The 12,709-nt window shown below is 38.8% G+C and carries 7 protein-coding genes and 1 tRNA gene; all 8 read left to right on the forward strand.

Going from position 1 to position 12,709, the window contains the following annotated elements; all coding sequences use genetic code 11:
* Nucleotides 1–111 precede the first annotated feature (111 nt).
* A complete protein-coding gene (locus RMR09_RS03580; RefSeq protein ID WP_310594447.1) occupies nt 112–1,326 on the forward strand; it encodes a TCR/Tet family MFS transporter in 1,215 nt (404 codons plus the stop codon).
* A gap of 19 nt (nt 1,327–1,345) precedes the next feature.
* A complete protein-coding gene (locus RMR09_RS03585; protein WP_310594448.1) occupies nt 1,346–2,113 on the forward strand; it encodes a TatD family hydrolase in 768 nt (255 codons plus the stop codon).
* 63 nt (nt 2,114–2,176) lie between these two features.
* Nucleotides 2,177–3,313, forward strand: coding sequence for a 1-acyl-sn-glycerol-3-phosphate acyltransferase (locus tag RMR09_RS03590; RefSeq protein WP_310594449.1), 1,137 nt, complete (start codon nt 2,177–2,179; stop codon nt 3,311–3,313).
* Complete coding sequence (locus RMR09_RS03595; RefSeq protein WP_310594450.1) at nt 3,303–4,331, forward strand: asparaginase; 1,029 nt, start codon at nt 3,303–3,305, stop codon at nt 4,329–4,331. Before RMR09_RS03590 ends, RMR09_RS03595 begins: the two co-directional genes overlap by 11 nt.
* Nucleotides 4,332–4,384: 53 nt before the next feature.
* Nucleotides 4,385–4,471 (forward strand) — tRNA-Ser (locus tag RMR09_RS03600).
* 238 nt (nt 4,472–4,709) lie between these two features.
* Nucleotides 4,710–5,186 (forward strand): T9SS type A sorting domain-containing protein, encoded by a 477-nt coding sequence (locus RMR09_RS03605; RefSeq protein ID WP_310594451.1) that lies wholly within the window; start codon nt 4,710–4,712, stop codon nt 5,184–5,186.
* Nucleotides 5,187–5,190: 4 nt separating this feature from the next.
* On the forward strand, nt 5,191–5,817 hold the full coding sequence (locus RMR09_RS03610; protein ID WP_310594452.1) for a hypothetical protein: 627 nt from the start codon (nt 5,191–5,193) through the stop codon (nt 5,815–5,817).
* Between the two features lie 6 nt (nt 5,818–5,823).
* Nucleotides 5,824–12,699: a hypothetical protein gene (locus tag RMR09_RS03615; protein ID WP_310594453.1), complete on the forward strand. Its 6,876-nt coding sequence runs from the start codon at nt 5,824–5,826 to the stop codon at nt 12,697–12,699.
* Nucleotides 12,700–12,709: the final 10 nt, after the last annotated feature.

A 12,709-nucleotide genomic window follows, 5' to 3' on the forward strand; every position in this document is an offset into this window, starting at 1 on the left:
AAGCTCAGTTAAAATAATTGTCATTCTGAACTTGATTCAGAATCTAAATCCCAAACTCCTTAAAGAGTTTGGGATTTTTTTGTTTATTTGCCTTTCCTAAAAATTACAACTATGTCATCCAATAAAAAATCGGCAGCAATCGGCTTTATTTTCATTACCATGTTAATTGATATTACGGGTTGGGGAATTATTATTCCTGTTATCCCTAAATTAATCAAAGAACTAATTCATGGTGATATTAGCGAAGCAGCTAAATATGGGGGATGGTTGACCTTTGCGTATGCGATCACCCAGTTTTTGTTTGCTCCATTAGTAGGGAATCTAAGTGATAAATTTGGACGAAGACCTATCATATTGATTTCACTGTTTGCCTTTTCGATGGATTATTTGTTTTTGGCTTTTGCGCCAACAATAGAATGGTTATTTGTGGGGCGAATTATTGCAGGACTTACAGGTGCGAGTATTACGACAGCGACGGCTTATATTGCTGATGTGAGTACACCTGAAAACAGAGCGAAAAACTTTGGAATGATTGGAGCGGCTTTCGGATTGGGATTCATTATAGGGCCAGTAATAGGTGGTTTATTAGGGCAATACGGAGCTAGAGTGCCATTTTATGCCGCAGCAATTCTTTGTTTGTTGAACTTTTTATATGGCTTTTTTATCTTGCCTGAATCGCTCTCAAAAGAATACAGAAGGGATTTTGATATTAAGAGAGCCAACCCTATTGGCGCTTTATTACATTTAAAAAAACACCCCAAGTTGATTGGGTTAGTCATCGCTACTTTCTTATTGTATGTCGCTTCTCATGCAATACAGAGCAACTGGAGTTTTTTTACCATGTACCAATTTCATTGGGACGAAAAAATGGTGGGAATTTCTTTAGGAGTAATTGGACTTTTGGTAGGATTGGTGCAAGGAGGTTTGATCCGTTGGATTAATCCAAGATTAGGAAATCAAAAGAGTATTTATATAGGAATGGCATTGTATACGATTGGAATGTTTTTGTTTGCCACTGCAACCGAGAGCTGGATGATGTTTGTCTTTTTAATTCCGTATTGTTTAGGAGGTATCGCTGGGCCAGCCATGCAAGCCGTAATTTCAGAACAAGTTCCGGCTAACGAACAAGGAGAGATCCAAGGAACTATGTCTAGTTTGATGAGCGCTTCGGCGATTATTGGACCTCCAATGATGTCTACTGTTTTTTACTTTTTTACACATAATGAAGCGCCGTTTAAATTTCCAGGTGCGCCTTTTGTTTTAGGAGGCGTATTGATGCTATTGAGTACTATTATTGCTTATTTTTCTTTTAAAAAGCGCCACTAAACAATATAAATTTTCATTCATGATTATTACCGATACCCATACACATTTGTGTTCAGAAGAATTTGACCAAGACCGAACAGCTATGATTCAGCGTGCGATTGAAGTTGGGGTTTCTCGATTTTTTATTCCGTCAATTGATAGTACAGGAACGCAAAAAATGTATGATTTAGAGGCACAATTTCCAGAAAATGTTCGTTTGATGATTGGATTGCATCCGTGTTATGTAAAAGAAAATTATTTGGAAGAATTAGCCCATGTTGAAGCACAATTAGCCCTTCATAAATTCTATGCCATCGGCGAAATTGGGATTGATTTGTATTGGGACAAAACGACTTTAGCTATTCAAAAAACAGCATTTCAACGCCAAATTCAATTGGCTAAAAAACATAATTTGGCCATCAATATTCACTGTCGCGATGCTTTTGATGAAGTTTTTGAAGTTTTGGAATCGGAAAAATCAGCTGAATTATTTGGAATTTTTCATTGTTTCACCGGTGATTTGGAACAGGCCAAAAGAGCGATTTCATTGGGGTTAAAATTAGGAATTGGAGGCGTTGCGACATTCAAAAATGGGAAAATCGATCAGTTTTTAAATCAAATCGACTTACAACATATTGTGCTCGAAACAGACTCACCTTATTTGGCTCCAGCTCCCCATCGAGGGAAACGTAATGAGAGCAGTTATACGGTTTTGGTAGCCCAAAAATTAGCCCAAATTTACCAGTTGCCCTTAGATGAAATAGCGCGTATTACGACCGAAAACTCCAAAGCTGTTTTTGGGATTTAATCGAGAATTGCCTTTAGTTTCATATTTTTTTTGTTCTTTTGTTGCTTATAAAATTATTCCAAAATGCAAAAATTCGATGCGATTCGCCCGTTTTATGAAACTGAAGTAAATGAGGCGTTACAAAGTGTGATCCCACATCCCATGATGAAGGCTTTGATGAATTTTACTTTTCCAGAAATGGAAGATGAGGTTTGGAAAGAACAATTAAGAAAAACCCACTCTATCCGTGATTTCCAATGTAATTTCATCTATCATACGGTTCAAAAAATCTTAGAAAATAGTTCCGATGGTTTGACCACTTCTGGGTTTGAACATCTAGAAAAAAATAATTCGTATTTGTTCATTTCGAATCACAGAGACATTCTTTTGGATACTACTTTGTTGAATGCCGCTTTGTTTCAAAACGGTCATTTGATGACAGCTTCGGCAATTGGAGATAATTTGGTGCAAAAATCCTTTATAAAAACCTTGGCACGATTAAATCGTAACTTTTTAGTTTTGAGAGGATTGTCGCCAAGAGAAATGTTGCAAAGTTCTAAGCTATTATCAGAATATATTGGTCAATTGTTGTTGCATGAAAATCGTTCGGTTTGGATTGCACAACGCGAAGGACGAACTAAAGATGGCAATGACGAAACCAATCCAGGGGTGTTGAAAATGATTGGGATGGCATCAGATGAAGCGGATGTGATGCTGTACTTCAAAAAATTAAAAATAGTTCCAGTATCTATATCCTATGAGTACGACCCAACCGATGTGTTGAAAATGCCGCAGTTATTGGCAGAAGCGAATAACGAAGTGTATGTAAAATCTAAAAATGAAGATTTAAATACCATTTTAAGTGGAGTGATGGGGCAAAAGAAACGTATCCATTTGCATATTGGAAAAGTTTTGGATACTGAAATTGACCGAATTGTAGCTGAAAATGATTCATCAAACAAGCAAATTCAAGCTTTGGCACAAGAAATTGACGATGCAATATTGAGTAGTTACAAATTGTGGCCTACTAATTTTATTGCTTACGACATTTTACATAAAACGACTACGTATTCTCATCGCTATACCGAGGCGGAAAAGTCACTTTTTGAGCGTCGTTTAGAAATGCGAATAGGCTTGGACAATCCAATTTCCTTAGAAGGATTTTTAGCGATGTATGCTAATCCTGTCGTGAATAAATTAAAATACACCAATGCTTTCTAAAGCAAAAATACTCTTGATTTATACTGGTGGAACCATCGGTATGAAGAAAGATTTTACAACGGGTGCGTTGAAGGCCTTTAATTTTAGTAAATTATTACAACGCATTCCCGAACTTAAATTATTGGATTGTGAAATCGAAACCATTTCGTTTGAAAATCCAATAGATTCTTCCAATATGAATCCAGATAAATGGGTACAATTAGCCACAATTATTGAGGATAATTATGCTTCTTTTGATGGATTTGTGGTTCTTCATGGATCTGATACCATGTCGTACACCGCATCGGCTTTAAGCTTTATGTTGGAGAATTTGGCAAAGCCAATTATTTTTACAGGATCTCAATTGCCTATAGGTGATTTGCGAACGGATGCCAAAGAAAATTTAATTACCGCCATTCAAATTGCGTCCTTGCGTGACAACGAAAAAGCTGTTGTTCAAGAAGTGGGATTGTATTTTGAATACAAGTTGTACCGTGGCAATAGAACTACTAAAATCAATGCCGAACATTTCAAAGCATTTACCTCGCCCAATTATCCTTTTTTGATGGAATCGGGGGTGCATTTGAAATGGAATGCTGAGTTGTTTTTGCCAGTAAATCAGTTGCCCTTATACGTTCATAAAAAGCTAGATACCAATGTAATAATTCTGAAATTATTCCCTGGAATAAGCGAGCAAGTAGTGGAATCAGTGCTTTCAATTTCCAATTTAAAAGGAGTGGTTTTGGAAACTTACGGAGCAGGAAATGCTCCTACGAGCGAATGGTTTTTGAAGGTGTTGCAAAAGGCAATTCAAAAAGGAATTCACATCGTGAATGTAACACAATGTTCAGGAGGTAGTGTTCGAATGGGTCAATACGAAACGAGTACCGCTTTAAGATCCATCGGAGTAATGTCTGGAAAAGACATGACAACTGAGGCTGCCATTACTAAATTGATGTATCTCCTAGGTGAGGGTATTGTGCCTTCTCAATTTCAAGAGACATTTGAAACTTCATTACGTGGCGAAATTCAAGAATAGTTTCGTTTCATTTTTCTAAATCAGTTTTTTTTAAGTTATTTGCAATCCCAATTAGAGAGGTGTCCGAGTGGTTGAAGGAGCAAGCCTGGAAAGTTTGTATATGGGTAACTATATCGTGGGTTCGAATCCCATCCTCTCTGCAATTTTGAATCCCCAAGAAATGCGATTACCGTATTTCTTGGGGATTTTTTATAATACTATTTGGAATCAGGAATTTACAAATTGAAAAATCGTCTTATTTTTAAATTTACTTGACAAATTTGTTGTGTTTTTTATACAAACCTATGCTAATAATATTATTTTTGTAGGTTAACACATATAGGTATATATACTAAGGCGGTTTTGTGCCTTTTTTTTGTAAAAATGGAGTGATTAAAAATGAAAGTAGTAGTCTTGTTTTTCTTTTGTAGTTTGATGTATGGGCAAAAACTGCACCATCAAATGCTCTCTGCTCAGGGGGGAGTTGCTACTACGTCTAAAGGTTTTAAAGTGAGTCAAACTATTGCTCAAAAAGGAGTGATAGGAACTTCGGCTACAAAAAAAGCCATTGTAAGTCAAGGATTTCAACAAAGCAAAATCTCAAATGCTGCCATTGTCAAAAACGATGCTATCAACACTTTAGTGTATCCTAATCCTGTAGAAGATATTGTTAATTTTAAATTTTCGGCACCGGTTGAAGGCAAAATCGCTGTGTCTATTTTTGATATTCATGGCCGACTTTTACTCTATCAAGAAAAAGAAGCCGAAGATAATATACTCACCATAACTAATTTATTGCTCGCAGCAGGAGAGTATTTCGTCAAGCTCGACGGGAATAGGTACTCCTTTGTGACCACCATTCTAAAATCAAAATAAAAAAATGAAAAAAATTGTACCCCACATCCTTTTTTTCCTACTCACAATCACAACGTATTCGCAAGGCGTTTTTTTCAATCTCGGAAAAAATTTCAGTTCGTTTTCGTACACCAACCATTCCGCTTACACGAATCAACTAACCATTAACGGCGTAGGCGATGCTTATGAATTAGGATATACCCATCCGTTAAAATACAAAAACTACAAAGATCTATCTTATACGGGAAGCATTACCATCAACGACTATAATGCGATTGCCGAATCAGCTGTGAATAAAATTGAATGGAAAACCACTTACCTAGGTGTTCAAAGCACAGTAGACTATCAATTTTACGATTCGTTTTACTTTTTCTTAAGTGCAAAAGCGGGATTGAATCTGTCTACTATTCTTCGTGGCAAGCAAGAAGTTGACAATTCGGCCTACAACTTGGCTCACAATACTGAGTTTTCAGGTTTGATTGTACAGCCCGTTGTTGGGGTGTATGCCAAATACTATTTGTCTAAAAGCGGCTATTTAAGTGCAGGATTGAACTTAAGCAAGAGTGTTAAGTTAGGCAACAATTCAGATAATGTTTCTATTAATAATTGCCAGATTCTATTTGGCGGATATTTTGATTTAATAAAAAGATAATACCACATGAAAAAATTATTTTACATCCTTGTATTACTGGTTTCTACTTTTGGTTTTGCACAAAATAGAGGCATTACGTACCAAGCGGTAATTTATGCTCCGGGCGGACAAAACGTCCCAGGTGTGAATGTGTCTAATATACCCTTAACCAACAGGTCTATTTGTTTGAAATTTAGTTTTATAGATGCGGCGACAGCTGTTGAATATGAAGAAGTAGTGAAAACTACTACAGATGAATTCGGGATGGTGAATATTACCATTGGTTCAGGCAATCAAACTGGAGGGTATGCGAGTTCGTATGCTGCAATAGTTTGGAGTGCTGCTGTAGATAAATCATTAAAAGTAGCTTTGGATGCGACTGGATTGTGCAATCAATTTGATGAATTGTCAGTTGAAAAACTAGATGCCGTTCCTTTTGCTAATGCGGCTTCAACTGCAGGAAATATTTCGGGAGTGGTTGCGATTGCCAATGGAGGAACAGGAGCTACAACTGCAGCTGGAGCAAGAACTAATTTAGGATTAGGGAATGTAGAAAATACAGCAGATATAAACAAACCGATGTCTACAGCAACTAAAACGTATGTAGATAGTCAAATAGTGAATTCAACCATTGCAGATGCAACAGTTGCTACCAAAGGAAAATTGCAATTAGCAGGTGACTTAGCAGGAACTGCCGCAGCTCCAACGGTACCGGGATTGGCTTTGAAAGCCAATACTACCGATTTGACAACAGAGGTTAACAGAGCTACTGCAGCAGAAACAACATTAACTACTAATTTAGCTACTGCAAATACGGCTATTGCTTTAAAAGAAAATGCGGCTAACAAATCTACTACAACCACTTTAGGAACAAGCAATGTATTGTTTCCAACACAAAACGCGGTAAAAACATACGTAGATACAGCAATAGCTGGAGCCACCATAGTGGATGCAGATGCTACTACCAAAGGAAAATTGCAATTAGCAGGTGACTTAGCAGGAACTGCCGCTGCACCAACTGTCCCAGGGTTGGTTTTAAAAGCCAACACTACCGATTTAACAACAGAAGTAAACAGAGCTACTGCAGCAGAAACAATATTGACAACTAATGTTACAGCCAATGCAACAGCTATTACAACTGAAGCGGCTACTGCGCGCGCAGCAGAAACAACATTAACTACTAATTTAGCTACTGCAAATACAGCTATTGCTTTAAAAGAAAATGCGGCTAACAAATCTACTACAACCACTTTAGGAACAAGCAATGTATTGTTTCCAACACAAAATGCAGTAAAAACATACGTTGATACAGCAATAGCTGGAGCCACCATAGTGGATGCGGATGCTACTACCAAGGGGAAATTGCAATTAGCGGGAGACTTAGGCGGAACCGCTGCTGCACCAACTGTCCCAGGTTTGGCTTTGAAAGCCAATGCTACTGATTTGACCACAGAGGTAAACAGAGCCACAGCAGCCGAAACTACATTGACCACCAATTTAGCTACCGCAAATACAGCTATTGCTTTAAAAGAAAATGCTGCTAACAAATCCACAGCAACCACTTTAGGGACAAGCAATGTATTGTTTCCAACACAAAATGCAGTTAAAACATACGTAGACGCTGCAGTAGCTGGAGGCACTATAGTGGATGCAGATGCTACAACCAAAGGGAAATTGCAATTAGCGGGAGACTTAGCAGGAACTGCCGCTGCACCAACTGTCCCAGGATTGGCTTTGAAAGCCAATGCTACTGATTTGACAACAGAGGTAAATAGAGCTACGGCTGCGGAAGCTACATTGACTACTAATTTGGCAGCCGAAGCTACCATAGCACGAGTAGCTGAATCTTCACTTACTACAGCTTTGGGATTAAAAGCCAATTTAGCTTCACCAACGTTCACAGGAACGGTTTCGGGTATTGACAAAACGATGGTAGGTTTAAGTAATGTTGATAATACTACAGATGCGAACAAACCAGTTTCAACAGCAACACAAACGGCTTTGGATTTGAAAGCCAATTTGGCTTCACCAACGTTCACAGGAACGGTTTCGGGTATTGACAAAACGATGGTAGGTTTAAGTAATGTTGATAATACTACAGATGCGAACAAACCAGTTTCAACAGCAACACAAACGGCTTTGGATTTGAAAGAAAATCTAGCCAACAAAAGTACTGATATTGTAGCAGATGCTACTTCTACTACGAAGTACCCTTCAGTGAAATTAATCAAAGATTATGTTGATGGATTGAATGCAGCAGCAGGGGTTTCAGATAGATCTATTACCTACGCCAAAATCCAAAATGTAGCCGACAATAAAGTATTAGGAAATTTTTCTGGTAGTACAGGGTCAGTACAAGAATTATCAACTATAGGAACTGGTGATCTAGTGAGATCTACTTCGCCTACTTTAGTGACACCAGCTTTAGGAACTCCAAGTGCTGCGGTATTAACCAATGCTACTGGATTGCCAATTGCAACAGGGGTAAGCGGATTAGGAACGGGAGTAGCAACAGCTTTAGTAACTCCATCGAGTGCGAATGTACTTGCTGCGGTAACCGATGAAACAGGAACAGGGGCTTTAGTTTTTGCCACAAGTCCTACTTTGGTAACACCAACTTTAGGCGTAGCTACAGCAACTAGTGTAAATGGGACTACTATTCCGTCCTCAAAGACATTAGTTGTAACAACAGATAAAATTAGTGTTTTATCAGCTACAACTTCAGCTGAATTAGCGGGAGTTATTTCAGACGAAACAGGAACAGGGAATGTGGTTTTTTCCACATCACCATCTTTAACTACTCCAACGCTTACTGGAAGTTCAACAGGAAAAACAACAGTTGCTAGTGCTAACAGTTCTGCAACAGACTATACGATTACCTTGCCCGCTGCAACAGGCACAGTAGCATTGACATCTGATATTACTAGCGGAACAGCAACTAATTTTTCTGGAGCTTTGGCTGGAGATGTTACAGGTACCCAAGGAGCCACTATAGTAGGGAAAATTAATGGTACATCATTAGCTGGTTTGGCTACAGGGATATTAAAAAATACAACTTCGACAGGTGTACCTAGTATTGCAGTAGCTGCCGATTTCCCAACTTTGAATCAAAATACAACAGGAAGTGCTGCTACATTAACTAATGCCCGTGCTATTTATGGGAATAACTTTGATGGATCAGCGAGTTTATCAGGGATTATTGCTTCAACTTATGGAGGAACAGGCAATGGATTTGCTAAATTTACCGGCCCAACAAGTTCCGAAAAGACCTTTGTATTGCCTGATGCTAACGCAACTTTGGCACGAACAGATGCCGCACAAACATTTACGGGAACACAAACGTTTAGTGCTACAATCGCGGGCTCTATTACAGGAAATGCCGCTACGGTTACTACCAATGCAGACTTGACAGGAGATGTAACTAGTTCAGGTAATACTACTACAATTGGTGCAAGTAAAGTACTAACGGGCATGATCGCCGACGGAACTATAGTTGTAGCTGATTTAGCTGATAATGCAGTAGAAACTGCAAAAATTAAAGCTGCCGCAGTAACCACGGCAAAAATTACCGATGCGAATGTTACCTATGCCAAAATCCAAAATATAAGTGCTACTGATAAAGTATTAGGACGTGTAACAGCAGGAGCAGGAGTCGTAGAAGAAATTGCTACAACAGGTTCAGGAAATGTAGTACGTGCAACTTCTCCAACATTAGTGACACCGGATTTAGGGACTCCAAGTGCTGCGGTATTAACCTATGCAACAGGCTTGCCTTTATCATCTGGGGTAACAGGTACATTACCAGTGGCTAATGGAGGTACAGGATTGACGAGTTTAACTGCAGGATATATTCCTTTTGGGAACGGAACCAATGCTTTTAGTTCTAATGCTAATTTATTTTGGGACAATACAAATGGAAGTTTAGGGATAGGAACGTCTTCTCCAAATTCTTCGGCTATTTTGGATTTGTCATCTACTTCCAAAACATTGGTAGTACCAAGAATGACTACAACACAAAGAAACGCATTGACAAATCCATTAGAAGGCTCAGTAATTTATAACACTACAACTGGCGCAGCTGAATTCTATGCTTCTTCAACGGTAAATAACGTTTCAGGAGAAAGTAACTTAAATAACGGAGGAAATAATCCTGTAGCACCCGCAAGTACCTTTATGGGAATGCCAAGTCCAGCAATAAATGAAGCTCAGTCTTTTACTCCATCAATGAATGCCAATTTAACAGCAGTTACTATTAATGTAGGTAATATTGACTCTCCAGGAACGTATACTTTAAAATTTTATAATGGTGACGGTGTGGGCGGAACTTTATTAGGATCTCAAACAGTTACAATAAATACTGCAGGCATTAATACTTTTAATTTAACAACACCAATTGCATTAACAAGTGGGCAGCATTATACATTCGAGTTTGTTTCTATAACAGGAGGATTTAGATGGAATTCATCTGGAGACCTGTATTCAGGCGGAACAGCATATCAAAATTCTGGAAGTTTTGCTAGGGATTTTTATTTCAGTACCACTTATTCAACACAAACTTTATCTTGGTCAGCCTTGTCTGGAAGTAATACTGGAGATAATGCTACTAATAGTTTGTATAGTGGATTGGTTTCAAATGCCACACATACTGGTGATGTAACAGGTTCTACCGAGTTAACTATTGGAAATAGCAAAGTAACCAATGCCATGTTAGCAGGATCTATTGATTTGACTACTAAGGTTACAGGGGCTTTGCCAATTGCTAACGGTGGAACAGGCGCAACAACAAAGGCAGCAGCTTTTAATGCCTTGTCACCTATGACGGATGCCGGAGATATTATTTATGGTGGTACTAGTGGTGTAGGAACAGTATTGGCTAAAGGCACCGATGGACAAGTATTAACCCTAGCCAGTGGAGCGCCCTCTTGGGCTTCACCAGCAGGTATCGCGACAGTAGCTGCTATTGGTGGTACACCCAATGCTAATGGGGCAAGTGTTTCGGGAACTACACTTACCTTACAACCGGCCGACGGAACCTACGGTGGTGTGGTTACGACATCAGCCCAAACTTTTGCAGGTGTAAAGACCTTCAATAGTGACATTAAAGTAAATGGTATTAAATTTGGATTAGGCGGAGGCGCTGTTAGTTCCAATATCCTTATGGGTAATTTAGAAAATGGTATGGATAACTCCACGGGTAGTGACAATCTCGTTCTAAGTAATGGAGGTTTTAGATACAATACGACTGGTAGTCATAACCTGGGTCTTGGATATTACACCTTACGAAATAATACAACCGGTAGTTACAATGTGGCTGTTGGAGAGAGTACCTTAACAGGCAATACAACTGGAACGTATTTAACTGCTTTAGGTTATGGAGCAAATGCAGCGGATGGTTTAACCAATGCAACAGCAATTGGTAATGGAGCAAATGTTACCACAAGCAATACGATTCAATTGGGTAACGGATCACTAACTAAAGTAAATACAAGTGCCGATATCGTAACATCAGGCAAAGTGACTGCTGCAACATTTAATGGTGTGACTTTAAAAAATGGAGCAGGAAATATTGCCTCTAATGTCGCCATGGGTAATGCGAATACCTTAAATGGGAATACCTCAGGTACTGACAACTTTGCTTTTGGTGGAAACACATTAATGGCCAATACAACGGGAAGCAATAACATTGTTTTAGGTACAGAAGCGGGTCGTTATAATGCCACAGGAGGTAATAATGTTGGCCTTGGTTATTACGCATTAAGAAACAATATATCAGGGACTAATAATACTGCAATAGGTAATAATTCCTTAACCACGAATACAACAGGAACTTATTTAACGGCTCTTGGAAATAGTGCTGATATCGCAGATGGTTTAACAAATTCAACGGCCATTGGTAATGGTGCTTCAGTCACCGCAAGTAACACAATCCAATTAGGAAATGGCTCAGTAACCTTAGTAAATACTTCTGGAGCGATAACTTCAGCGGTGGGTATTACAGGAAGACAATTAACCTCTACCGTAGCCACAGGAACAGCACCATTAGTGGTTACCTCTACTACGCCAGTGGCTAACTTAAATATTGGGGGTAATGCGGCGAATGTTACAGGTACGGTAGCCATTGCTAATGGAGGTACAGGATCAACTACTCAAAATTTTGTGGATTTGACCAATGCACAAACAATAGCGGGAGCTAAAACATTCACCGGGAATACTGCTGTAAGTGGAACAAATACTTTTACTGTAGGAACAGGAGCAACAGCTCTTGGTGGTACATTAGCCGTTACAGGCGCTACAACATTAAACGGGAATACTTCTGTAAGTGGAACAAATACATTGACAGTAGGAACTGGTGCAACAACCCTTGGAGGCACATTAGCAGTAACAGGAGCTACAACTTTATCGAGTACATTAGGTGTTACTGGGAATATAGCAGTTAATACAAATAAATTTACAATAGATGCTTCAACTGGAAATACGGTTATTGCAGGAACATTAAAAGTAGCTGGTGGTTCTCCGGGGGCCGGTAAAGTGTTAACCTCTGATGCTGCTGGATTGGCGACTTGGTCTTCAAATCCTAATACGTCTATTTATACTGTTTCAGCTCTTACAACCTATAACGTAGCGACAACAGATAAATATGTTATTTATTCCAATGCTGCTGCAGGAACAATTACTTTGCCAGACGCTACTACTGCTACAGGTGTGGGAGCTGGTAAAGAATATATAATTAAAAATATTAGTGCTTTTGGAGTAACAGTAAATACTACATCTAGTCAAAAAATAGTAGTTGATAATGTAAACAATGCCGCAATTACAGCAAGTTTGGGTGTAGAAGCTTCTAATAACTGGATTCGTGTTATTTCGGATGGAACACAATGGATTGCATTCAGAGCTTTATTCTAATCGATAGCGT

It is taken from the genome of Flavobacterium sp., from assembly GCF_031537875.1.
In the GTDB taxonomy this organism is placed as follows: Bacteria; Bacteroidota; Bacteroidia; order Flavobacteriales; family Flavobacteriaceae; genus Flavobacterium.